Origin of the sequence: Streptomyces sp. NPDC059398 (assembly GCF_042751845.1) — a bacterium.
Taxonomy (GTDB): Bacteria; Actinomycetota; Actinomycetes; order Streptomycetales; family Streptomycetaceae; genus Streptomyces.
The window spans coordinates 42,672-66,115 of the sequence record NZ_JBHYWP010000016.1 but is presented as its reverse complement, the minus strand read 5'-3'; the positions used below and the strand labels follow the sequence as shown (position 1 = coordinate 66,115).

General features: G+C 71.5%; 23 protein-coding genes. 7 read left to right on the top strand and 16 right to left on the bottom strand.

Annotation, left to right across the window (positions count from 1 at the left end):
- Window positions 1-233: 233 nt before the first annotated feature.
- Both ACFXBC_RS08665 and ACFXBC_RS08660 read left to right on the top strand, forming a co-directional pair.
- Window positions 234-1,022: a GntR family transcriptional regulator gene (locus ACFXBC_RS08665; protein WP_385020310.1), complete on the top strand. Its 789-nt coding sequence runs from the start codon at window positions 234-236 to the stop codon at window positions 1,020-1,022.
- A gap of 5 nt (window positions 1,023-1,027) precedes the next feature.
- Window positions 1,028-1,792, top strand: a complete 765-nt coding sequence (locus ACFXBC_RS08660) for a glycosyltransferase family 2 protein (RefSeq protein ID WP_385020307.1) — start codon at window positions 1,028-1,030, stop codon at window positions 1,790-1,792.
- 198 nt (window positions 1,793-1,990) lie between these two features.
- Here the strand turns inward: ACFXBC_RS08660 and ACFXBC_RS08655 are convergent, their stop codons facing one another.
- Together ACFXBC_RS08655 and ACFXBC_RS08650 are read right to left on the bottom strand one after the other, a co-directional pair.
- Entirely contained in the window at window positions 1,991-2,866 is an 876-nt protein-coding gene (locus tag ACFXBC_RS08655) for an FkbM family methyltransferase (protein ID WP_385020382.1), read from the bottom strand.
- A gap of 249 nt (window positions 2,867-3,115) precedes the next feature.
- On the bottom strand, window positions 3,116-4,348 hold the full coding sequence (locus ACFXBC_RS08650) for an amidohydrolase family protein (RefSeq protein ID WP_385020305.1): 1,233 nt from the start codon (window positions 4,346-4,348) through the stop codon (window positions 3,116-3,118).
- A 180-nt stretch (window positions 4,349-4,528) separates the two neighbouring features.
- Between ACFXBC_RS08650 and ACFXBC_RS08645 the strand changes: the two genes are divergently transcribed.
- A complete protein-coding gene (locus ACFXBC_RS08645; RefSeq protein WP_385020302.1) occupies window positions 4,529-4,981 on the top strand; it encodes a DoxX family protein in 453 nt (150 codons plus the stop codon).
- A 139-nt stretch (window positions 4,982-5,120) separates the two neighbouring features.
- Window positions 5,121-6,161, top strand: a complete 1,041-nt coding sequence (locus ACFXBC_RS08640; RefSeq protein WP_385020299.1) for a polysaccharide deacetylase family protein — start codon at window positions 5,121-5,123, stop codon at window positions 6,159-6,161.
- A gap of 121 nt (window positions 6,162-6,282) precedes the next feature.
- Here the strand turns inward: ACFXBC_RS08640 and ACFXBC_RS08635 are convergent, their stop codons facing one another.
- From ACFXBC_RS08635 to ACFXBC_RS08600, 8 genes are all read right to left on the bottom strand, one after another.
- Window positions 6,283-6,978, bottom strand: a complete 696-nt coding sequence (locus tag ACFXBC_RS08635) for a polysaccharide deacetylase family protein (RefSeq protein WP_385020296.1) — start codon at window positions 6,976-6,978, stop codon at window positions 6,283-6,285.
- The gene (locus tag ACFXBC_RS08630) at window positions 6,975-7,301 is read right to left on the bottom strand and encodes a hypothetical protein (RefSeq protein WP_385020293.1); all 327 of its coding nucleotides are present in this window, start codon (window positions 7,299-7,301) and stop codon (window positions 6,975-6,977) included. Before ACFXBC_RS08630 ends, ACFXBC_RS08635 begins: the two co-directional genes overlap by 4 nt.
- A 67-nt stretch (window positions 7,302-7,368) precedes the next feature.
- Window positions 7,369-8,241 (bottom strand): class II fructose-bisphosphate aldolase, encoded by an 873-nt coding sequence (locus tag ACFXBC_RS08625; protein WP_385020290.1) that lies wholly within the window; start codon window positions 8,239-8,241, stop codon window positions 7,369-7,371.
- 61 nt (window positions 8,242-8,302) lie between these two features.
- Complete coding sequence (locus ACFXBC_RS08620) at window positions 8,303-9,076, bottom strand: DeoR/GlpR family DNA-binding transcription regulator (RefSeq protein ID WP_385020287.1); 774 nt, start codon at window positions 9,074-9,076, stop codon at window positions 8,303-8,305.
- The gene (locus tag ACFXBC_RS08615; RefSeq protein WP_385020284.1) at window positions 9,066-10,085 is read right to left on the bottom strand and encodes a D-2-hydroxyacid dehydrogenase; all 1,020 of its coding nucleotides are present in this window, start codon (window positions 10,083-10,085) and stop codon (window positions 9,066-9,068) included. Before ACFXBC_RS08615 ends, ACFXBC_RS08620 begins: the two co-directional genes overlap by 11 nt.
- The gene (locus ACFXBC_RS08610) at window positions 10,082-10,939 is read right to left on the bottom strand and encodes a carbohydrate ABC transporter permease (RefSeq protein WP_385020281.1); all 858 of its coding nucleotides are present in this window, start codon (window positions 10,937-10,939) and stop codon (window positions 10,082-10,084) included. The genes ACFXBC_RS08615 and ACFXBC_RS08610 overlap by 4 nt, the downstream gene beginning before the upstream one ends.
- Before the next feature lie 54 nt (window positions 10,940-10,993).
- Window positions 10,994-11,947: a carbohydrate ABC transporter permease gene (locus ACFXBC_RS08605; RefSeq protein ID WP_385020277.1), complete on the bottom strand. Its 954-nt coding sequence runs from the start codon at window positions 11,945-11,947 to the stop codon at window positions 10,994-10,996.
- Window positions 11,948-11,975: 28 nt separating this feature from the next.
- The gene (locus tag ACFXBC_RS08600) at window positions 11,976-13,277 is read right to left on the bottom strand and encodes an ABC transporter substrate-binding protein (RefSeq protein ID WP_385020274.1); all 1,302 of its coding nucleotides are present in this window, start codon (window positions 13,275-13,277) and stop codon (window positions 11,976-11,978) included.
- A 282-nt stretch (window positions 13,278-13,559) separates the two neighbouring features.
- Between ACFXBC_RS08600 and ACFXBC_RS08595 the strand changes: the two genes are divergently transcribed.
- Entirely contained in the window at window positions 13,560-13,931 is a 372-nt protein-coding gene (locus tag ACFXBC_RS08595; protein ID WP_385020271.1) for a hypothetical protein, read from the top strand.
- 77 nt (window positions 13,932-14,008) lie between these two features.
- Here ACFXBC_RS08595 and ACFXBC_RS08590 read toward each other — a convergent pair whose 3' ends face one another.
- Both ACFXBC_RS08590 and ACFXBC_RS08585 read right to left on the bottom strand, forming a co-directional pair.
- Window positions 14,009-14,767 carry a DeoR/GlpR family DNA-binding transcription regulator gene (locus tag ACFXBC_RS08590; protein WP_385020268.1) on the bottom strand — a complete coding sequence of 253 codons (759 nt, stop codon included), beginning with the start codon at window positions 14,765-14,767 and terminating at the stop codon, window positions 14,009-14,011.
- 199 nt (window positions 14,768-14,966) lie between these two features.
- Window positions 14,967-15,680 (bottom strand): hypothetical protein, encoded by a 714-nt coding sequence (locus ACFXBC_RS08585; RefSeq protein WP_385020265.1) that lies wholly within the window; start codon window positions 15,678-15,680, stop codon window positions 14,967-14,969.
- Between the two features lie 224 nt (window positions 15,681-15,904).
- On the opposite strand from ACFXBC_RS08585, the gene ACFXBC_RS08580 reads away from it, so the two are divergent.
- Entirely contained in the window at window positions 15,905-16,891 is a 987-nt protein-coding gene (locus ACFXBC_RS08580) for a hypothetical protein (RefSeq protein ID WP_385020262.1), read from the top strand.
- Window positions 16,892-16,975: 84 nt separating this feature from the next.
- Window positions 16,976-18,178, top strand: coding sequence for a saccharopine dehydrogenase family protein (locus ACFXBC_RS08575; RefSeq protein ID WP_385020259.1), 1,203 nt, complete (start codon window positions 16,976-16,978; stop codon window positions 18,176-18,178).
- Between the two features lie 66 nt (window positions 18,179-18,244).
- Here ACFXBC_RS08575 and ilvD read toward each other — a convergent pair whose 3' ends face one another.
- The 4 genes from ilvD to ACFXBC_RS08555 all read right to left on the bottom strand — a co-directional run bounded on the left by ilvD (window position 18,245) and on the right by ACFXBC_RS08555 (window position 23,423).
- Window positions 18,245-19,891 (bottom strand): dihydroxy-acid dehydratase, encoded by a 1,647-nt coding sequence (gene ilvD, locus ACFXBC_RS08570; protein ID WP_385020256.1) that lies wholly within the window; start codon window positions 19,889-19,891, stop codon window positions 18,245-18,247.
- 146 nt (window positions 19,892-20,037) lie between these two features.
- Entirely contained in the window at window positions 20,038-20,886 is an 849-nt protein-coding gene (locus ACFXBC_RS08565; protein WP_385020252.1) for a fumarylacetoacetate hydrolase family protein, read from the bottom strand.
- 33 nt (window positions 20,887-20,919) lie between these two features.
- The gene (locus ACFXBC_RS08560) at window positions 20,920-22,293 is read right to left on the bottom strand and encodes a hypothetical protein (protein WP_385020249.1); all 1,374 of its coding nucleotides are present in this window, start codon (window positions 22,291-22,293) and stop codon (window positions 20,920-20,922) included.
- Between the two features lie 134 nt (window positions 22,294-22,427).
- Entirely contained in the window at window positions 22,428-23,423 is a 996-nt protein-coding gene (locus ACFXBC_RS08555) for a BadF/BadG/BcrA/BcrD ATPase family protein (protein WP_385020246.1), read from the bottom strand.
- Between the last annotated feature and the right edge of the window lie 21 nt (window positions 23,424-23,444).

Sequence of the window (23,444 nt, the reverse complement as noted above, 5' to 3'; positions counted from 1 at the left end):
CTCCCACTGCACAACCGCCCTTGTTACTGTGGGGAATAGCCCGATCGCTGGTGCATCCCCCGTCGCCAGCGATCGGGCGCTTTCATGCCCTGCGGCCCTGAGCGGCCGGGGCTCCCGCGCGGCAGGCCGCGCCCTCCCGTTCGCCGCGCCGTGCTGACCCTTCCTCCTGCTCGTCAAGTCCTCTTGAGGAGTCATAGGGTGAGGGCGTCGCGTCAAGAGAACGGTGGACACCAGTGGCGAAGGCGTACGAGCGGATCGCGGATGAGCTGAGGCAGTCCATCCGCACGGGCCGGCTGCGGCCCGGCGACCGGCTGCCCGCGGAGACCCGGCTCGCGGAACAGGCCGGCCGCAGTGTGCCCACGGTGCGGGACGCCCTGCGTCTGCTGCAGGCCGAGGGGCTGATCGAGAAGGTGCACGGCCGCGGCAACTTCGTCCGCCGGGCCCGCACCCCGGTACGGCGGTCCAACTCCCGCCACCAGTGGGAGAAGGACCGGGCACGCCAGTCCATGGAGCAGCGGCTGCGGACCGGCGCCACGGAGCACGACACCGGCCTCGCGGTCGACGACCTCGTCTTCCACGCCGCGTACCGGGAGACCACGGCGGACGCGGACATCGCGGAGGCCATGGGGGTGGCGGAGGGCACCGAGCTGATCGAGCGCTCGTACCGGACGCGCTACCGGGCCGAGCGCGCGCCCTTCAACCTGGTCACCTCCCATCTCGTACGGGAGCTGGTGGCCGGGAACCCGGATCTGCTGGACGAGTCGAAGGAGCCCTGGCCCGGGGGCACCTGGAACCAGCTCGCCACGGTGGGCATCGAGATCGTCCGCGTCGAGGAACGGATCACCGCCCGGCCTCCCACCGCCGAGGAGGCGGAGGAGCTGGACCTCCCGCCGGGAACGGCCGTCGTCGATCTCCGCAAGACGTCGTTCGACACCGCGGACCGCGCCGTGGAGATGTCGTACATCACGCTGCCCGGCGACCGTACGGAAATGTTCTTCACCACTCACTTGGAAAGGTGGTGAGTGCCGTGCGTCGGCGCATCATCATCGTCACCGCCGTCCACGCCCCGGCGGCTCCGTTCCTGCCCGATGCCTATCAGTCGCTCCGCGCACAGGAGTTGCCCGAGGGGTGGGAGTGGCACTGGGTGATCCAGGAGGACGGCGTCGGCCCCGATGTCGGCCCGTACGTACCGGACGACGAGCGGGTGACCTTCCGGCAGGGCCGGGCCGGGGGTCCGGGTGTGGCCAGGACCATGGCACTCGCCCATGCGGAGGGCGAGTACGTCAAGGTCCTCGACGCCGACGACCAGTTGCCGCCGGGCGCACTGGCCCGCGATCTGGCCGCGCTCGAAGAGCACCCGGACATCGGCTGGGCGACCTCACGCGTGCTCGACCTGCTCCCCGACGGCACCACCGTCGGCTTCGAGGGCGACCCCGCCCCCGGGCCGGTCGAGCGCGGCGCCGTGCTCGCCTACTGGAAGGCCAACGACTACCGGGCGCAGGTCCACCCGGCGACCCTCTTCGTCCGGCGTGATCTGCTCCTCGCGCTGGGCTGCTGGATGGCTCTGCCGGCCTCGGAGGACACGGGGCTGCTGCTCGCCATGAACGCGGTCAGCCGGGGCTGGTTCTCGTCCGATGTCGGCCTCTGGTACCGCAAGTGGCCGGGGCAGGCGACGAGTCAGGCGACCCACACCGACACGGCCGAGCGCGATACGCGGATGGCGGTCGTCGAAGCCAGGGCGCGGGCGCTGGAGCTCTTCCAGTGGCACTGGCCGGCGGGGGGCGGCGCCTGACGGGGCCCCGGTTCCCCGGTCGGCCCCGGGTGGCCCCGGTCGGCCCCGGCCCCGGGTGGCCCCGCGCCACCGGACGGCTCCGGGTGGCCGGGGCGCGGGTCAGCTCCGGGTGGCCGGGGCGCGGGACCGCTCAGGGCAGGGCCGGGGCGTCGGCCGGGGCCGCTCAGGGCAGGGCCGGGGCGTCGGCCGGGACCGCTCTCACCGCAGCACTTCGGCGTCGGTCCGGGAGAAGACGAGGTCGCTCTCGCCGGTGACCGGCCCGCGCCACCGGACGGGAGCCAGGGCGGGCCGGCGCAGGGCCGCGGCATAGCTCTCGGGGGTGTAGTCGTTGGCCAGCCGGTAGACGTGGAAGCCGTGTCCCCGCATCGTCTCCAGCAGCTCATCGACCGAGTCCCCCAGCTGCGCCATCCGGTCGGGGGTGACCTCCACGGTGATCTCGGCATCGGGGCGCAGCGAGCCCAGGACGGGAGCCAGGCCCCGTACGACGCTGCCCTCCGCCCCCTCCACATCGACCTTGATCACCCGGGCCGTCGTGATCTCGTCCGGGCGCAGGACCTCCGCCAGCGGGAGTGCTTCGATGTCGAAGACGGACTCGGCGCTTCCGTCGTAGGGGACGATGCTGTTCGCGCCCATGTTGTGCGAGCTGGCCAGGACGAAGGTCAGCAGCTTGCGGGTGTCGGCGACGGCCGTGTTCACCGCGCGGATATTGCCGCACCCGTTGAGCCGCGCCTGCTGCAGCAGCCTCCGGTGGAAGACGGGTGACGCCTCGACGGCCACCACCCGGCCGCTGCCGCCGACCGCACGCGAGGCGAGCACGCTGAAGTAGCCGATGTTGGCACCGACGTCGACGAAGGTGTCCCCGGGGCGGAGCCTGCCCGTCAGCCAGTGGGTCATGTTCGGCTCCCAGCAGCCGAACAGATACAGGTAACGCTGGATCAGGTCTTGGGTGTCGAGGGCGAACCGGGCGCCCGACCGGTCCTCGGACACCCGCCGTCGGGGATGGTCCCGCAGCCGCGGACTGAGGTACCGGCCGGCCAGCCACTCCTTGCCGAGGGAGCCGGGGGCGTCGCGCAGATACCGGCGGCCGAGGGTGACCAGCGCCTCCGAAGCCGAGCCCCAGGCCAGGCTCCGGGCCGTGTCTCCGGCCGTACCCCTGTCCCTGGCCGTGTCCCTGGCCGTGTCCCTGGCCGTGTCCCTCATCCGTTCGCCTCTCCCCGGGGTGCCGCCACCCCCGAACCGTAACGCCGCGGGGCCACCGGGCGCCGAGGGGACCGGTGTTGATGAGGCCGGCCGCCCCCAGCGCTCCGCCGCGGTACGCCCGGGTCAGCCGGTGGCGGCCGCCCGGTCCCGGTCGAACGGCAGGTCCAGCATACGAATGGCGTTGCCCCGCAGCAGCTTGTAGGCGACCTCGTCGGAGAGCCCCGCCATGTGGTCGGCCGCCACCTGCTTGGTGTGCGGCCAGGTCGAGTCGACGTGCGGGTAGTCCGTCTCGAACGTCGCGTTGTTCACGCCCACCGTCTCGATGGCCTCCACGCCGTGCTTGTCGCGGAAGAAGCAGCAGAAGATCTGCCGGTAGTAGTACGTCGAGGGCGGCTCCGGGATCAGGTCCTTGACCCCGCCCCACGCCCGGTGCTCCTCCCAGACGTCGTCGGCTCGCTCCAGGGCGTACGGGATCCAGCCCATCTGGCCTTCGCTGTACGCCAGTTTGAGCCGGGGGAACTTCACCAGCACCCCGGAGAAGAGGAAGTCCATCATCGACGCCATCGCGTTGTTGAAGGAGAGCGATGCCTGTACGGCGGGCGGGGCGTCCGGGGACGCGGCGGGCATCTGCGACGAGGAACCGATGTGCATGTTCACCACGGTCCCCGTCTCCTCGCAGGCGGCGAAGAACGGGTCCCAGTAGCCGGAGTGGATCGACGGCAGCCCCAGATAGGTGGGGATCTCGCTGAACGTCACGGCCCTGACCCCGCGGGCCGCGTTCCGCCTGATCTCCGCCACCGCCAGATCGATGTCCCAGAGCGGGATCAGGCAGAGCGGGATCAGCCGGCCGCCGCTGTCACCGCACCATTCCTCGACCATCCAGTCGTTGTAGGCGCGGACACAGGCCAGGCCGACCTCCTTGTCCTTGGCCTCGGCGAAGGTCTGGCCGCAGAAGCGCGGGAAGGTCGGGAAGCAGAGCGACGCCTCGACGTGGTTGAGGTCCATGTCCTTGAGCCGCTCGGCCGGATCCCAGCATCCGCGCCGCATCTGCTCACGGGTGATCCCGTCGAGTGTCATCTCGTCCCGCGAGAAGCCGACGGCCGCGATGATCCGCTTGTACGGGAAGATCTCCCCCTCGTACCGCCACCAGTCGGTGACCTGCCCCTCCGGGTCGGTGGTGAACCGGTACTTGCCGCCGACGTACGCCAGTTCCCCGATCCCGGCGGTGAAGGGCTTGGGCCCCAGGTCCCGGTACTTGCGCGGCAGCCATGTCTCGAAGAGGTGCGCAGGCTCGATCACGTGATCGTCCACGCTGATCACCCTGGGCAGTTCGGTGGCGCCGTTCTGACTGCTCATCATTCGTTTCCCCTCAGCTACCTGCCAGTTTGCCGAACGTAATCTGACGACCCGTCAGCTCAAGGGTACGGACACACTTCGGCACCGACAAGCGGTCACACCGAACTCACCCCTTGCGGGATCGCATCCCCTCCACCGAAACTGACGACCCATCAGCTTTGCGACCGGCAGGAGCGCCCCATGCAGACGATGTGGCTCAGCGGAGCCGAATGGTTCGCCGTACTGCGGATCGGGCTCGGGCTGTGGTGGCTGGAGAGCTGGCGCCACAAGGACAAGAAGACCTGGTTCGGCGGCGGCGGTGTCACCTGGGCGGCCGGGATAGCCGCCGAACACCGCTGGTCGTTCGTGCGCAGCGGCTTCGAACGGACAGTGAAGCCGAACCCCCGGCTCATGGCGTACATCGTCGCCTACGCGGAACTGGCGCTCGGCCTCGGTCTGATCGTGGGCTTCCTGACACCGGTCGCGCTCGTGGCCGGGCTGCTGCTCAACCTGATCTATCTGGTGCTCATGATCCACGACTGGGCCGAGCAGGGACAGAACCTGATGATGATGCTGGTCTCGGCCGTGGGGCTGTTCGCCATGTGCTGGCAGTCCTGGTCGGTGGACAGCTCATGGGGGCTGTTCCTGCGGTAGCCCGCCGCCACGCCGGTCGGAGGCCGATCGGAGTCCTCACCAAATGAGCAATCCCGAGCAATGGCGGCTCGGTACTGCCCATCGATTGCGCGTCCGAGGACAGTGGAAGGTGACCCCCGATGCCTCCGCGAGGACCTCCATGCAGTCGCCCCACCTGTCGTCCCTGTCCCCCGAAGACGCCCTGAAAGCCAGTCGGTCCCTGGTGGCCCGGCGCAGAGGCGTCCCGATGCTGGTGTCCCTGCGCGCGGCCGCCTCACCCCGCAACGATCCGGACGGTGCCCACCGGAGTGACGCCTACCGGGCCTCCGCGTCCGACGCCGCACTCGCCGCGGACTTCGAGCACTTCCACACACGGCTCGCACCGGGCGCCGGGTCCGGGGAGTCGGCCGTCATCGCCTCGCTCCAGGCGCTCGCCTACGCCCATCTGGGCGTCGGGCGCCCCGCTCCGCCGTCACCGGCGACGGACGCCGTCACCCCGGTACCGCTCTCCGACGACCACACGGTCAGCGCCGCCGGTACCGCGGCGGACCTGCGCACTGGACACTTCCTCCGCGTGGTCAACTACCACAACACGCCGCCGAGCTGGAAGGACGAGCTGGTCCGGGAACTGCGCGGCTACGCACAGGACTTCGCGTCGGTCGGCGCCGGGGACCTGGAGAGCTTCGCGGAGACCGGGGCCTGGCACGGCGAGCGGCCCGGCCTGCTGCCCGTCTTCTACGAGGGTTACCGGGACAACTACGCGATCGCGGCGGCCGCCTGCGACGAGGCGGGCGTCACCGGCTGGTTCTTCGTCTGCACGGAGTTCGTGGACACCCTCGCCGAGGAGCAGTACGACTATGCACTCGCCCATCGGATCAAGCTGGTCGACGAGGACCGGCGAGGACAGCGCACCGCCATGAGCTGGGACGAGATCGCCGATCTGCACCGGCGCGGCCATGTGGTCACCCCGCACACCGCGTCCCACGCCCTCGCGCGCACCACTGTCACCCCGGCGGACATCGCGCGCGAGGTGTCGGAGCCGAAGAGGCTGATGGACCTGGCCACCGGCGGCTCCGCCCCGGCCACCGCGTGGCTGGAGGGCACCGGCTTCACCGGAGGGAACGCTGCCGACCGCGCGCTGGCGGAGGCCGGTTACCGCTTCGTGTTCGGCAACACCATGGTGCAGCGGCTGCCGCGGTGACACACAGGAAGGCCGCCCCCTGTCGCCCGGAGGCGTCGGAGGGCGGCCTTCGCGAGACCCTCGTACAGACCTTCGCGCACCTTCCCCAGACCTTCGCGCAGGCGGGAGGCGGCCGGCCCGTTCAGCCGAGGTACTGGATCATCGTGTTCCCGAACTGGTAGCGGTAGCCGGCCTCGCGCAGCGCCGCGTCCACGACCGGGTTCGCCCCGAAGGGCGTTCCCCAGAGGAATGCCGTGGCGGGCGCGGACTGGCCGGTCACCTCGTCCATGCGCCGCTTGGGTGCGAAGATCTCGCGTTCGAGCTCCTCGTCGGTGTTCAGGGAGGCCGCCTCCGCGTGGTTCGCCGTGTGCGGAGTCACGACATGGCGGCGGCTGAGGGCGGCGACATCGTCCCACGTCATGGCGAGCCGGTCGCCGTCGCGGTCCTCCTCCACCAGGTCGATGTTGTGGGCGTTGGCGTACGCGTACTGCTGGGCGACCGGTACGTCGAGGAAGGCGGTACAGATGAAGAACCAGGCGGTCAGGCCCATCTCTTCGGCGAGCGGGCCGGCCACCTCCGCGTTGTTGCGGTACCCCTCGTAGAAGACCGGGATGACCCCCGGCCGGTCCTTGTGCCACCGGCCGGTGGACCGGAAGAGGTCGAGGTCGCCCAGGGTGACCGGGGCGAAGTGGTCGGCGAGTTCCCTCAGTTCGCCCCGGATCTTCCCGGTGTCCGCGTGCGGGGTGTTGTGGTAGTTCACCACCCGGATGTACTGGCCGGAGCGGAGGGCCTTCTCCTGTGCGGAGAAGGAAGGCAGGAGGGAGGGGCCGGTCGTCACTTCGATGTTTCCTTCCGGGCGGTCTCGTCGGCGGGCGTGAAGTGCGCCGCGCCCATGACCTGGAGAACTTCGATCAGGGCGGGCTCCGCGTCGTCGGCGGCATCCGGCGCGAGGACCTCCCGGTAGTGGCGCAGCAGTCCGGCGAGGTGCGCTCCGGCCGGATCCGGCCGCTGGTCTTCGCCGGAGCCGGCCGGAGCGGGACCGGGCCGCTGAAGGGTGAGGAACATGGGGATCCCCTCGCGTTCCAGTACGCGCCGGCCGAGCTCGGTCAGCAGTGTGCGGGGGTCGGGAACCGGTGGGACCGGGTGGTCGGATGCGGTCATGGTCGTACTCCTGTGACGTCGTGGATGTCGAGGACGGGATGCCGGTGCGGTGGGCGCGGCGTGGTGGTCATACGGCGTCCGGTGCAGGGGCCGAAGCGGGGTCCGGCACGGGGGCGAGCAGCCGCAGCAGCGCGCTGACGGCGTCCGTCACCGCCTCGCGTCCGGCCCCCAGATACCGGCGCGGGTCCACTCCGTCCCGGGAGCCGAGATCCGCGCGGACCGCCTCGGTGAAGGCCGTGTTCAGATGCGTACCGAAGTTGATCTTCCTCATGCCGCCGCTGACGGCCGCGGTGAGAGCGCTGTCCGGCACTCCGGACGAGCCGTGCAGCACGAGCGGTACGCCGACGGCGTCCCGCAGCCGTCCGATCAGCTCCTGGTCGAGGGAGGCGGTCCGGGTGGTCATGGCGTGCGAGCTCCCGACCGCCACCGCGAGGGCGTCGATCCCGGTCGCCGTCACATACTCCGCGGCCTCGGCCGGATCGGTGCGCGCGGTCGCCGAGTGGACGCCGTCCTTGCCGCCGATCTCGCCCAGTTCGGCCTCGACCCATATCCCGTCGGTGTGCAGACGGCCGGCCACGTCCGCCGTACGCGCGACGTTCTCCGTGTGCGGCAGCCGTGAGGCGTCGAACATCACCGAGCCGCACTCCAGCTCGTTTGCGCGCAGGGCCAGTTCCGCGTCCTCGACATGATCCAGATGCAGGGCCAGCGGCGTCCCGCACCGCCGGGCCACCGCCGCACAGGCGGCCAGCAAGGGGGCGGGATCGCCGTGGTGGTAGCGGACGGCGTTGTGGCTGACGGCGAGCACGGCCGGCGCGGAGGTCCGCTCGCAGGCACGTGCCACGGCCTCGGCGTGCTCAAGGGTGATGACGTTGAAGGCGAGTACGGCCGACGCGGTGCGCACGGCCTCCTCCACGAGGGCGGCCGTGGGGACAAGAGGCATGGGGTTCCTTTCCGGGGCGGGGAGGACGGCGTGGTCCGGGCCGGGGCACCGGTCGCACGTCTCAGGCGGCGATGACGTCACTCCCCAGCCGGCCGAGCGCCGCGCAGACCGGATGGCCGGGACCGGCGTCGGTCACCAGGGTGGACACCTGGTCCAGGGGGGCCAGCCGGACCGGCCCGCGGCGCCCGAGCTTGGACTCGTCCGCCAGGACGACGATCCGGCGTGCGGCGGCCAGCAGAGCGCGGTCGGTCTGCGCCTCGTCCACATGGGCGCCGGTGAGCCCGGTGTCGGCGTCGAGCCCGAAGGCGCTGGTGAAGATCTGGTCGATCTGGAGTTCGCTCAGGGCCCGTTCCGTCAGATGGCCGAGCAGGGACTGCTCTCGGCGGCGCAGGACCCCGCCGAGCACGATGACGTCCACGGTGGCGGTCGCCGAGAGGGCCTGGGCGATCGGCAGGGAGTTGGTCACCACGGTGAGGCCGCGGCGGTCGCCCAGCCGGGCCGCCAGGGTCTCGGTCGTCGTCCCGCCGCTGATGAGCACAGTGCTGTGGTCGCGGATGAGCGGCAGGGCCGCCTCGGCTATCCGGCCCTTCTCCTCCAGTTGGGTGGCGGCCCGCTGCGGCTGTTCGGGTTCGGACGAGCCGTCGAGGACGGTCGCTCCGCCGTGCACCCGGCGCAGCATGCCCTGGACTTCGAGGTCGCGCAGGTCCCGCCGGACGGTGGAGGGGGAGATGCGCAGCAGATCCGACAGCTCCTGGACGTTGACCGTGCCCCGGTGCCGCAGCCGGGTCAGTACCGCGTGCTGCCGCTGGGGGGCGAGGAGGAACTCAGTAGCCATGGGCCCGGTCCACCAGGTTCAGCAGGTCCCGCCCGGCGAGGAAGCGTCCGACGTTGTCGCTGACGAGTTCCAGCGTCTGCTCCTCGTAGTCCGGGGCGAAACCGGCGACGTGCGGGGTCAGAAGCACTCCCGGTTCGTCCCACCAGTGGTGCCCGGACGGCAGCGGTTCCTCGTCGAACACGTCGAGGGCGGCGCCCGCGACGCGGCCGGAGCGCAGCCCGGTGGTCAGCGCGTCCTCGTCGACGATTCCGCCGCGTGAGACGTTCACGAGCATCGCGCCCTCCTTGAGAGCGCCGAACGCCTCGGCGTCGATCATTCCCCGGGTCTCGTCGGTGAGCGGGCAGGTGACCACGAGGTAGTCGCAGCGGGCGAGGAAGGCGTGCAGCTCCGCCGGGGTGTACAGCTCGGCGCCTGCGTCGTCCGCCGCGGTGCTGCCGAAGAACTCCCCGGCCCGCGTGCCCCGTCCGCGCTTGAGACCGAGCACGTCCATGCCGAACTGTCCGGCGAGGCGGCCGATCTCCTTGCCGATGCGCCCGTATCCCACGATGCCGACGGTGGACCCCCGCAGGCGGCGCGGCATGAGGGTGTTCCAGCGCTCTTCGAGCGAGGGCCACTCCCCCGCGCGCTGGACCCCGACGGCCCGGGGCAGGCGGTGTGCGAGGCCGAGCAGCATCATCATGACGTACTCGGCCATGGGCACCGGCGAGATACCGCCGATAGACGTCAGGGGCACCGGCAGGTCCCAGACGCTGGAGCCCTTGAGATGGTCGGCGCCCGAGGTGTCGAGCTGGATCCAGCGCAGCTGCGGGACGTCCGCCGCCGAGTGGGGGAAGACGTTGCCGGTGTGCAGGATCCCGGTGCGCCGCCACACCTCACCGGGTATCTCGTCCGGCGACGCGGCCCGCAGCTGCGTGACGACGAGCCGGGGGTGGCGCGCGCGCAGTTCGTCGAGCCACCGGTCGGGGAAGGAGAGGGTGCTGAGGTAGTGGACGGGGGCAGGAGTGGTCACTTGATTCCCGATCGTGCGAAGCCCTGGACGAAGTACTTCTGGAAGCAGAGGAAGAGGACGACCATGGGCAGGATGGAGAGCAGGGCGAGCGCCATGATGGCGCCGTAGTCCGCCGTGTACTGGCCGTTGACGAACTGCATCCCCACGGACAGCGTGTACAGCCGCTCGTCCTTGAGGACGGTGAGCGGCCAGGCGAAGTCGTTCCACTGGCTGAGGAAGGTCAGCAGCGACAGCACGGCGATGAGCGGCTTGCACAGGGGCAGTACGACAGCGAAGAAGGTCTGGAGCTGGCCCGCGCCGTCCATCCGCGCCGCCTCGATGACCTCGTCGGGGATGCCGAGCATGAACTGGCGGGCCAGGAAGACCCCGAAGGCCGTCGAGGACGCGGGGATGATGACCGCCCAGAAGCTGCCGAACAGCCCCATGGCACTGACCAGTTTGAACTGCGGCACCATCAGTACCTGCACCGGTACGGTCATGGTGCTCAGCATCAGCAGGAAGAGCGGGTTGCGGCCGCGGAAGCGCAACTTGGCGAAGGCGTATCCGGCCAGCAGGTTGCAGGAGACCGTGATGAACACGACCAGGCAGGTGATGACGGTCGAGTTCATCGTCCAGGTCCACACGGGCAGCCGGAAGACACGCCGGAAGTTGTCGAGGGTCGGGGCGCTCGGCCACCAGCGCAGGTGCGCCGAGTGGAGGTCCGCCAGCGGTGAGAAGGCCACCAGCACCATCCAGAACAGGGGAAGGGCCATGGCCAGACCGATGACGGCCGCGGCCGCCGCACGCAGGGGGCGCGTGCGGTCGCGTCCTCGTACGGGAGTGCTGCGCAGTTGCTGGGGCGGGGTGACGGACATCGGCGTCCTTCGTGGTGTGGCGACGGGGGAACGGCGCGGTACGGGACGGAGGGGTCAGCCGACCGTGTCCCTGTTGCGGCTGAAGCGCCACTGGAGAGCGGTGAAGATCATGACGATGACGTACAGCACGATGCCGATGGCCGCGGCGTACCCCTGCTGCCGGCCCTGGAACCCGTTCCGGTAGGCGTACGTGATCATCACGTCGGTGGAGTGGCCGGGGCCGCCGAGCGTCATCACATAGACGGTGTCGAACACCTGGAACGAGTAGATGACGTTCATGATCAGCAGGAAGAAGGTCGAGGGGCCGAGCAGGGGCACGGTGATGTGGCGCAGCCGCTGCCAGAAGCCCGCGCCCTCCACTTCGGCGGCCTCGTACATCTCGGGGGAGATGCCCTGGAGTCCGGCGAGGTAGATCACCATGTTGAAGCCGGCCCGCATCCACAGGGTGATCAGCACCACCGAGGCCATCGCGGCGGTTCCGCTGGTCTGCCAGGGGACGGCCGGCAGCCCCAGGGAGGCGAGCAGTTTGTCGAGCAGCCCGATGTTCTGGTCGAACATCAGGGTGCCGATGAGCGCGGTGGCCACACCGGAGATGACCATGGGCAGGTAGACGAGGGTGCGCCAGAGCGGACGGGCCGGCATCACCTTGTTGAAGAGCAGCGCGACGGCGAGCCCGATCGCCATCTCCACCGGGACGGTGGCCACACAGAAGACTCCGGTGTTGAGCACGGTCCGCCAGAAGACGGGATCGCCCGCCAGCTGACGGTAGTTGGCGAGCCCCGCCCAGGTGGGCGCGGCCAGGCCGGTGCTGTACTGGAAGCTCAGCACCAGCGCCATGACGAGGGGCACCAGCAGGAAGACCGTGACCAGGACGAGGTTCGGCCCGAGGGTGCAGTAGGCGGCGAGTGTCTCCCGGAACCGTGCAGCCCGCCTCGCACGCGAGGAAGGGGGTCCGCTCACGGGGGCCGTCGGGCGTGCGGCGCGCGGCGGCGAGGCGGTGGTGGCCATGGCGGCTCCAGAGTGCGGGACGGGGGCCTTAGACGGAGGCCAGCGCGGTACGGGTGGATGCGGCGATGTGGTGGAGCGTGACGTCGGCGGGCTGCCTGTTGACGAAGGCGGCTTCCAGTTCGTCCTGGAGCGCGGTGTTGATACGGCCGAACGTGGGCACGGCCATCTGCGCGGTCATGCCCGGCGTGAGCACCTTGGCCTGCTCGGCGTAGACCGACATCAGGTCGGGCCGTACGGCGTAGTCGAGACGGCGGTTGAGCAGCGAGCGGCGGCTGGGAAGCATGACGCCCTGTTCGCAGAAGCGCGCCATGTTCTCCTCCTCCACCAGGAACTTGAGGAATTCCGCAGCGAGTTCGGGGTTGTCGGTGTGACGTGTGGCGGCCACCGCATTGCCACCGAGGTCGGTGGCGGCCTGCCGTCCGTGCGGTTGGAAGGTGACTCCGTACAGCTCCTTCTTGAGCGCCGGGTCGATGGTCGGCAGCAGGAAGTCACCGGCGAAGCTCATCGCCACGGTGCCCGCGGTGAAGAGGGAGTCGGGGTAGGCGGCGCTCTTCACCGAGCTGTTGGGCGGGACGAAGCCCTCCCGGAAGAAGTCCTGTGTGTAGCGCAGGGCGCGCAGTCCGGCCGCGGACTCGATGGCCGGTGCCGAGAGGTCGTCGTCGAGGAGGCGGCCTCCCGCTTCCCACAGCCAGGTCAGCCAGCGGAAGGCGCCGGTCTGCTGCCAGCCGTAGACGAAGGGGTAGACCCCGTGCACCTTCTTGCGCAGTCGTGCGCATATCTCGGTGAACTCGTCCCAGGACCAGGCTTCGCCGGGCGTCGCGGGGACGGAAGTGATGCCCGCCGTACGGAACATGTCCTTGCGGTAGAGGACGGCCGTGGTGTCCGTGTGGTGCGGGACGGCGTAGGGCCTGCCGTCGTGGCACACGGCTTCCCACAGCGCGGGCAGGAACGCCTCGCGGTCCCGGGCGCCGAAGTAGGGGCTGAGATCGAGGAGTTGTCCGCTCGCGCTGTACATACCGAGGTTGGCGTAGTCGCACCGGAACAGGTCGGGGGCCCGGCCGCCGGCGAGCAGTGCGTCCATGTTCGTGTACATCTGCTCGTAGGACTCCAGGCGAATCTGCACCCGGACGCCGTGGTGGAGGCGCTCGAAGGCCCGGCCCAGCGCCCGGAAGGCCGCCGTCTCCGCATCGCTCCCCCAGAGCGAGAAGGTGAGGGTGTCGGGTCCCCCCGCCCCCGTGCTGGAGGGCGTGAAACCGGAGCGCCGGGCGAAGCCGACCGCGCCGGCTCCGGCTGCGGCGACGCCGAGCACCGCTCTTCTGGCGACAGCCATGCGCACATCCTTGGAGGGTCGGGGAGAGGCGGGGCCTCTGCGTGGAGAGCGCGGCGCGGTCGGGGAGAGCCTCGGCGACACACGGTTCCGCTGCCTGATTTTGTAGTCCGCGCAACCAAGGTCAGTCAATATCAATCAGGGTCTGATTTTTATTGCTCATTTTTCCTTGACGCTCCCAGGAGGCCCGCTTAGCCTCAACCGGACGATCGCCTCCACCTGCGACAACACGGTCACCGGGTCGGCGACCGCGCCCCCTCGTCGTCGTCCGCAGGAGGACCACCCATGCCGGTGATACAGGTGACCGCGCCCCGCGCAGCCGAACACGCGCGGGACGTCGAGCGGTTGAGGTCGCTGAGCGAGGCCGTGGCCACCGCCCTCCGCCTGCCGCCGTCGGGGGTCGTGGCGATGTTGTGCGACGCCGTGGTCACCACGACCGGGGCGGACCGGATCGCCGCGTGGCCGCTCGCGGTGCTGCACGGCTCCGACCGGGGGGAAACCCTCACACGGAGCGCGCTGGAGGCGGCCGCGGACTCACTGGCCGAGGGCTGGGCGGTCCCCCGTGACGAGGTGTGGGTCAGCTGGTCGGCCGCCGCTCCGCCGGACCGGCGGCCGCGGGACGAGGGGGCGGACCTGGTGGGCCCTTCCACGCCGTGACGGGCGGACGGCGCGGGCCTTCCACGCCGTGACGGGCGGGCCGCCGGGCTCCGGGCTCCGGGCTCCGGGCTCCGGGGTCAGGCCCGCACGACATCGACCCCGGCGGCACGCAGGTCCTGTACGTCGTTCTCCGGGGCCGACTCGTCGGTGATCACCCGGAAGAGCCGGCCGGCCGGTGCCACCCGTACCGGTCCGCTCCGGCCGAACTTCGACCCGTCCACCAGAGCCGTGATCCGCTGCACCCGGGACAGCAGCCAGCGGTCAGTCTCCGCCTCGTCGACATGAGCCCCGCTGATCCCGGTGCCGGTGATCCCGTAGGCACCGACGAACGCCTCGTCGATGTGGAGTTCCTCCAGCGCCTGCCGGGTGAGATGACCGAGCAGGGACATCTCGCGGTGGCGCAGATAACCGCCGAGCACCACCGTGCTGATCTCCTCGTGCTGGGCCAGTTCACCGGCCAGATGCAGGGAGTTGGTGACCACGGTCAGCCGTTCGACGCCCGCGAGCAGCGGGACCATCGCCGCGGTGGTGGTGCCGCCGGTGATGAGGACGGTGGAGCCGGGCAGGACGTTCCGGATGGCGGCGCTCGCCAGTTTGCGCTTCTCCCAGGGGGCGAATCCGCTGCGCTGCGGGCGGTCCGGCTCCTCGGTGGCGGTGGACTCCGCCATCGCCCCGCCGTGTGTGCGGTTCAGCAGCCCCTGGGCCTCCAGGGCGGACAGATCCCTGCGGATGGTCGACGGGCTGACCCCCAGGCGCTCGGCGAGCGTGGCCACGTGCGCGACGCCTTCCGTCCGCACTTCGTGGAGCAGCCTCTTCCTTCGCTCGGCGCCCAGCATCCCCGGCCTCTTCTCCCCTCGGTCGATGGCCCGGTGAGAGGCGTTGCCCCACCGTCCGCGACATGGCCGGCAGGCATCCTCGTCCACCGCGAACCGTCAGCTTACTTGCGGTACGTACGGCTGCCGGAAGCCGGAGTGCGGACCGGGCGACCGGAACGCCGCACTCGGCGTACGGACCGGGTGACAGCAGGCGCCGTACTCAGCCCGGACGCCCCGCCCAAGGGCGCACCCGGCCGAGTACGGCGGCCGCGGGAGCGGGAGCGTCGAGAAGCTCCAGTGCGGCGGCGGAGATCTCCTCCGGGGTGTGCCAGCGCGTACCGCCCTCTTCCGCCCGCCACCCGAGCACCAGCGGGCGTACCCACTCGGCCGGGCGGGCCTCCGGCGGCAGAAGGGCGGGCGTCCAGCTCCCCTGTCCGGCAGCGCCACCGTGGCCCCAGACGGCCGCCTCCGCGGGGTCGGCCCAACGGCTGGGCAGGAGCAGCACGCACGGCCCCCCGAGCAGCCCCCGCAGGCAGGAGGCCGCCGCCCCGGGCGGCAGCGCCGGGGAGTAGACCAGCGCCCCGGTCAGCGCCGGAAGGGCTTCGGCGTCCGGTGGTTCTCCGGAGAAGCCGGGCTGCGTGGCGTCCCGCGGTTCTCCGGGGGACGCGGGCCGCGCGGCGTCGCGCAGTCTGCCCGGGAACCCGGGCCCCGTGGCGTCCGCCGCCAATGGCGTCACGTCCCCCGGCACTTCCCCCGCGCACGCGCGGACCAGGGAATCGAGCGCTGTCGCGGAGCGCGCGACGGCCGTGACGTGCGTACCGCGCTCCGCCAGCGCCAGCACGGCCGGCCGCAGGACCCGCGTCGCTCCGACGACGAGGACGTGCCCCGAGTCCGCGGTACGCGGACCGTGTTCCGGGGATCTCCGTGGACTCATGGCCCCGCACTCCTCTCCGCCCCGGTCACCGGGGCCGCCGTTCGCACTCCACTCGCAACCCCCACCTTGCGCAAGCGAGGGCTCACGCGTCACCTCATCGTGCGTATTTGCTCATTCATGCTCATTGACGCGCGTTCCTGGAGTGCCTAGGGTTTCGCCGAGGCGCTGCCGGTTGCCGGCCCTGAAACGCGCCATCCCTTCATCGGCCGCTGCGAGGTATCCCCATGGCTGCTGTCCCGTCCCCCGCCCTGCGCACCGCGCCTCCGCCCGCGAGCCGCGGCGGTATCGCGCTGGCGCAGGGGCGTTACGGGGTACGCGGCAATCTCGAACTCCTCCTCTGCGACGAAGCCGACGGGCTCTGGGTCCTGTGGTTCAACAGCGACCCGCAGGGCACCGAGCCCGAGCCCGGTGGCCCGCCTCCCGGCGAATGGAGCGGCGCCCTGCGCTTCGGCGCCGGGCGCCGTTACGACAGCGTCGAGGTGGTGCAGAGCCGTCACGGTTCGCACCACCTGGAGGTGCTCGCCCGCTCGGGGAGTACGCCCTGCCGTCTCCGGTGGAGCCCCGAGGCGGCGTTCACGGACGAGGAGCCGCCCCCGGTCGGCCCCGCCAGGTCGGTGACGGCCGCGGAGACCCCCGACGGCACCCCGTGGACAGGGGCCGTCGGCGAGGGTGGCGGCGCCCGTCTGCTTCACGCCGACACCACCGCCTACCCGCGCCTCGCCTGGTCCGAAGCGCCGCTCACCGCCCTACAGCTCCCGGAGAGCCAGTGGTCGGCCGTGCTGCTCGTCCCACTCCCGGGCGGCGCGCGGCCCGGTGTCGCTCTGCTGGGCCCGGACGGCGGGCGCTACGCCGGGCCGGCCGGCGGGGCCCATCCCCTCCCGGCGAGCGAGGTGGGCACCGCGGTGGCGCCCGGGGGCGTCCCGCGGCTCTACCTGTGGAGGCGGGACGCAGCGGTGGTCGACGTCGTGCACCCGGGACGTCCCACGACGGACCGGCGTCTCGTACTGCCGGGAACGGGCGAGGTCACCGCCATCGCCGCCACCCCGCTCGCCCATGCCCCGGGCCGGACGGACCTCGTGGTGCGCCGGGGCGGCCGGCTCTGGCACCTGCGGGACCACGGGGAGGACGGGCCGGTCGCTGCCGCTCCCCTCGTCAGCCGGCTCACCCGCGTCACCGGCGACGGTGAGAAGCCGGTGCACCGCACCTCCTGAACTCCGCACCTCCTCAACTCCCGGCCCGCCCCCGGCAGGCCCCGACCCCCTCCCCTCCTCTTTCAGAAAGAGCCCAGGATCACCATGCGCATACTCATCGTCGGCGCCGGAGGCGTGGGCACCGCCGCCGCCCGTATCGCCGCCCGCCGTTCCTTCTTCGAGCACTGCGTGGTCGCCGACTACGTACTCGACCGCGCGGTCCGGGCGAGCGAGGCGACCGGTGACGCCCGCTTCGTCGCCGCGCGGACCGACGCGTCCGACGAGGCCGCCGTCGTCGCGCTGCTCCGCGAGCACCGCTGCGACGTGCTGCTCAACGCCACGGACCCCCGCTTCGTCATGCCGCTCTTCCGTGCGGCGCTCGCGGCCGGGGCGCACTACCTGGACATGGCGATGTCCCTGTCCCGCCCGCACCCGGAACAGCCGTACGCCCGCACCGGGGTCATGCTCGGCGACGAGCAGTTCGCCATGGCCGGGGAGTGGGAGGCGGCCGGCCGCCTCGCCCTCGTGGGGATGGGCGTCGAACCGGGTCTCTCCGACGTCTTCGCCCGGTACGCCGCCGATCACCTCTTCGACACCATCGAGGAGATCGGCGTACGGGACGGTGCCGACCTCACCGTCGACGGATACGACTTCGCACCGTCGTTCTCCATCTGGACGACCATCGAGGAGTGCCTGAATCCTCCTGTCGTCTGGGAGAAGGAACGGGGCTGGTTCACCACCGAGCCGTTCTCGGAGCCCGAGGTCTTCGACTTCCCCGAGGGCATCGGCCCGATCGAGTGCGTCAACGTGGAGCACGAGGAGGTCCTGCTGATCCCCCGCTGGGTGGACGCTCCCCGGGTCACCTTCAAGTACGGCCTCGGCCAGGAGTTCATCGACGTCCTGCGCACGCTGCACAAGCTCGGCCTGGACAGCACCGGGAAGGTACGCGTGGGAGACGTGGAGGTATCCCCCCGGGACGTCGTCGCCGCCTGCCTCCCGGACCCGGCGGAGCTCGGCGACCGGATGCGCGGCAAGACCTGCGCGGGGACCTGGGTGAAGGGTGTCCGGGACGGCGCCCCGCACGAGGTGTACCTCTACCACGTGGTCGACAACGAGTGGTCGATGCGGGAGTACGGCTCCCAGGCCGTCGTCTGGCAGACCGCGCTCAACCCCGTGGTCGCGCTGGAACTGCTGGCGGACGGGCGGTGGAAGGGAAGCGGCGTCCTCGGCCCCGAGGCCCTGCCGCCCGAACCCTTCCTGGACCTGCTGGAGGCGTACGGCGCGCCCTGGGGACTGCGCGAGCAGTAGGAACCGGACCCGGTACGACGTGAGGCCCCCGCCGACGGCGGGGGCCTCACCCATGGGTCCACGGCCTCACACGGTGACCGCGCCGTCCGACGCCGAACCGACCACCGCGACGTACTTGCTGAAGACGCCGCGCTCCACGTCGCGGTCGGGCCTGCTCCAGGCGGACCGCCGCTGGGCGAGCCGGTCGGGCGCCACATCGAGGTCGAGCGCGTTGCGTGCGGTGTCCACGGTGACGGTGTCACCGTCCTCCACGAGCGCGATGGGTCCCCCGTGCCACGCCTCCGGGGCGACGTGTCCGATCACGAGACCGTGCGACACACCGCTGAACCTCCCGTCGGTGACGAGCGTGACCGACTCACCGAGCCCCTGCCCGACCAGCGCCCCGGTGATCGAGAGCATCTCGCGCATACCGGGGCCTCCGGCCGGGCCCTCGTACCGGACGATCACCACGTCGCCCTCCGCGATCGCACCGTCCTGGATGGCCGCGAAGCATTCCTCCTCCGAGTCGAAGACGCGGGCCGGCCCCTGGCGTACGAAGTCAGGGCGGCCCCCCAGCTTGAGGACACAGCCGTCCGGCGCGAACGAACCACGCAGGATCGCCAGCGCGCCCGCGGGCTTGACCGGGTGCGCGATGTCGGTCACCACCTCCTGGCCCTCGGTGGCGGTGGCTGTGGCCGCCACGTCCGCGAGGGAACGCCCGTCCACCAGCGAGACCGTGTCGCGCAGGAGCCCCGCTTCCCGCAGCCGCGCCGCCACCAGGGACGTTCCCCCGGCCCGCCACAGATCGGCCGCGGTGTACGGGCCCGCGGGCTTCAGGGCCGTGATGATCGGCACTTCACGGCAGAGCGCCCCGATGTCGTCGATGGCCAGGTCGAGGCCGGCCTCGCGGGCGATGGCCAGCAGATGCAGTACGGCGTTGGTCGAGCCGCCCATCGCCGCGACCGAGACGATCGCGTTGTGCAGGGCGTCCGCCGTCAGGATCGCGGAGGGCCGCAGGTCGCGGGCGAGGACAGCGAGGGCGATCTCGCCCACCCGCTCGGCGGCGGGGAGCTTCTCCTCCGCCGTGGCGGGGATGTCCCCGACGCCGAAGGGGGCGAGGCCCAGGAAGTCCGCGACCGTGCCCATCGTGTTGGCCGTGTACTGGGCCGCACAGGTGCCCGCCCCGGGGCAGGCGTGCCGGGCGAGGTCGTCCACGTCCTCCTGGCTCACCGTGCCGACCGCGCGTTCTCCGAGCGCCTCCCACATGTCCTGGATCGTCACCTCGCGCCCGCGCCAGCTGCCGGGCATCATGCTGCCGCTGTAGAGGAGCACGGAGGGGATGTCGAGGCGCGCCATCGCCATCATGGCGGCCGGCACCGTCTTGTCGCAGCCGACGATGCACACCAGGGCATCGAACTGGTGGGCTCTTCCCATGAGTTCGATGGAGTCGGCGATGACCTCACGGCTCACCAGGGAGGCCCGCATGCCCGGTGTTCCCATCGTCAGGTTGTCGGAGACGGCGACGGTGTTGAACTCCATGGGCGTCCCGCCCGCGCGGCGCACCCCGGCGGCGACATGCCGTGCCAGGTCCCGGTGGGTCAGGTTGCAGGGCATCGTGCCCGTCCACGTCGAGGCGATGCCCACGGTGGGCCGCCTCATGTCCTCGTCGCTCAGCCCCATGGCGTAGAGGTGGGAGCGTGCTGGTGCGCGGTCGGGATCGTCGGCGATGTTCATGGCGGCTCCTTCAGAAGTACGGGACTCCCCCGGAGGGGGACGGGGGAGGCCGGAGAGAGGGGCGGGGCAGGCAGGAGGGGCGGGCAGGAGGGCCCAGGGAGGGGCGGGCAGGAGGCCCCGGGGAAGGGGCAGTGCGGGCGGTGTGGTCAGCCGGTGAGCCGGACCTGGTTGCGCAGGAGGCCGATACCCTCCACCTCGGTCTCCACGACGTCCCCGTCGTGCAGCCAGAGCTGCGGATCGCGGCCCATACCGACACCGTGCGGCGTCCCCGTGGCGATCACGTCGCCCGGGTACAGCGTCATGTACCGGGACAGATAGGCGAGGGTCTCGCCCACCCCGAAGATCATCTCCTTCGTCGAACTGTCCTGCACGGTCTCCCCGTTGACACGCGCGCCGATCGCCAGAGCGTGCGGGTCCGGCACCTCGTCGGCCGTGACGATCCACGGGCCGAGCGGGCAGAACCCGTCGAAGTTCTTGCCCCGGAACCACTGTCCGTCCGAGAACTGCGCGTCCCTCGCGGACACGTCGTTGGCCACCGTGTAGCCGAAGACGTGGTCGGCCGCCTCCCCGGCCGTGACGTTCCGGGCCGTACGCCCGATCACGACGGCGAGTTCGGCCTCCCAGTCCAGCTGCTCCGTCGTCCCGCGCGCCACATGGAGCGGCGCGGTGGGTCCGGTCAGGGTGTGGGCGGTCTTGACGAAGGCGAGCGGCACCTCCGGCGTCCTCAGGCCGGTCTCGCGGATGTGGTCGGCGTAGTTCAGACCGATGCAGACGATCTTCTGCGGAGCGGCGAGCGGGCTCAGCAGCTCGACCTCCGCGAGGGGTACGCCCGGCACATCGGCGCCGAGCCGCTCCCGTGCCGTGCCGTCCGCAATCAGGTCCCGTACGGCGTCGGCCATGTGCCGGGCCTCCTCCGGCACGACGGGGTACACCGTCCCGTCGTCCACACGGGCGGCCAGGACCCGTCCCTCATGGCGTACGCGGGCGATCTTCACTGTGTCTCCTAGCTGTTCGCAGGGCCGGTACGGTCAGAAGAAGCGGGGCAGGAAGCGGCTCTGCGCCTCCAGCAGCTCATGGGTGAGCGCGGCCGCCGCATCGCGGTCGGTGACGGCGCCGTCCGCGATGACCGCCTCGACCACGAGGTCCCGATCGCCCGTCATCGCGGCCTCCACCGCGAGACCGACGGGTGTCAGCCGCCGGGCGAGGATCGCCGTCAGGGGCGCGGACAGATCCGGTACCCGCACGGGACGCAGCCCCCGTGCGGTGGCCACGGCGGGGATCTCCAGCGCCGCCGCGTCCGGCAGACCCGGGACACTGCCCCGGTTGGGTACGTTCACCGAGAACATCTCGCGGCGGTCGAAGGTGATCGAGCGGATGATCGCGAGAAGCTGCTCCTGCTCACCGGTGGAGCGGTCGAACGCGGACGCGTCGAGCGGTGTGCCGCCCTCCGCCTGCGCCCGCATCGACTGGTAGCGCTCCTCGCCCCACTGAAGGATCTCCGGTACGGAGAAGGCGTCGACCCCCAGCTTCTTGCCGTAGTAGTCGCCCCCCGCCCAGCGCTCGGGGAAGAACTCCAGGACGTGCCGGTCGTTGGCCGCCGGGTAGGCCCCGTAGGTGCGGAAGATCTCCCAGGAGAAGGGGTTGTGCCACGCCTTGCCGTTCTCCCAGATCGCGCCGATGTCACCCGGCTGCGGAGGCTCCGCCAGCTCCCGCTCCATCCGGGCGCGGACCCCGGGCCAGGCGTCCCGGCCCTGGTGGCGGAAGTCGTAGATGAAGGTGAGGTGGTTGATCCCGGCGTACAGCGTCGAGGTCTCGTCGAAGGGCAGACCGGCGAAGGCGGCCAGTTCGCGCTGGACGTGGTGCATGCCGTGGCAGAGCCCGGCGACCTCGGCCCCCGCGTAGTCCGTCATGGCCTGCACATTGGCCGTCATCGGGTTGCTGTAGTTGAAGAAGTACGCCTGCGGGGCGAGGTCCACGACATCGCGCGCGATGTCGACCATCACCGGTGTGGTGCGCAGCAGCCGGGAGATCCCGCCCGGCATGACGGAGTCACCGACCGGCTGGAAGACACCGTGCCGCTGGCAGATCTCGTGGTCCGTCTGCCAGGCGGGACGGCCGCCCACACCGACACAGGTGACGACGTAGTCGGCGCCGGGGAGTTCGGCCCGCCGGTCGGTGGAGGCGCGCACGCTGATGCGCGCCTCCGCGCCACGGGCCTCCACCATCCGCTCCGCGAGACGGGTGGCCACGGACAGGGCCTCGGGATCCACGTCGACCAGCCGGATCTCCCAGCGGCCGAGGTCGTCGGCGGTGATGAGGTCGGCGAGCAGGCCGCGGGTGAAGACGGCGCTGCCCGCACCGATGAGGACGAGGGAACGCATGTCGCTGATGCGGTCGGACATGGGGGCTTCCTTTCTGGTGCGCTCCGCGGTCCATTCCGTACGGGAGCGACGGACGGAGCGCGAACCGGCGCGGTGGCACAGTGAGGCAGTGAGGCAGTGGGGCGGTGAGGCGGTGAGGCGGTCGGCGCGTGGTCTCAAGGCGAGCCGGGGCTGTCCCCGCCCGGGTCCGCCGGTGCGGGGAGCCTGTTCACGGTCTCCGCGCTCAGCGGCTCGGCCGCGAGACGGGCCGCCATCAGCGCGGCGCCGATCACCGGGGTGGTACGAGGTGGCCGCGGTGCGAACGGCTCGGGCGAGGCGTCGAGTGCGGCGGTGAACGCCTCGCGCACCTGCGGAACGGCGAGGACCCCGCCCGACCAGGAGACCGGCACCCGCTCCCCGGGATCCGCCCCGAGCGCCCCGCGCGCCGCCCTGGCGAGCGCGGCCAGCTCACCGCCCGCTTCGGCGAGCAGCGCCGTGCAGGCCGTGTCCCCCGCACCGGCCGCCTCGGTGACGCAGCGGCTCAGCGAGGCGACCGCTGTCCGGTCCCAGCCGGCCATCAGCACGGTGCCCACCAGATCCAGGTCGTCGTCGAGCGTGAGGCGCCGGCGGAGCAGCCCGTGCAGCGGGCCGGGGGGCATCCGGCCGTCGCTCATCCGCGTGAAGAGATTGAGCCCCCGTACCGCGAGCCAGTGACCCGAGCCCTCGTCCCCGAACAGCTCGCCCCAGCCGCCGGTCCGGGCCCGCCCCCCGCGCAGTTCGCCGTACGCCATGGAGCCGGTCCCGCTGATCACGTTGATGCCGTCCGCGAGCCCGAGCGATCCGGCCCAGCCGCACACCATGTCGTTTCCCACAGCGTGGCGGACGCTCCCCAGCACCTGGGCCGGGAGCGCGTCGAGGGCGGCGGTGAGCGCGGCGGACTCCCCGTGTCCGGGCAGTCCCAGGAAGGCGTACCGCAGTCGCGCGGTGTCCGTACCGGCCTGGCGGCAGACCTCGGCGACGCCCTCACGCAGCACGCGCGCGGCCGTCCGCGTCCCTCCCGGTCCGAGCGCGGGCGACAGGGGCGGGCCGCCGGCCTGCCCCCGTACGGTCCCGGCCGGATCGAGGAGGCAGAAGGCGGTCTTCGTGCCCCCTCCGTCGACTCCCAGGTACACGGGCCATCTCCCTTCCGGTGG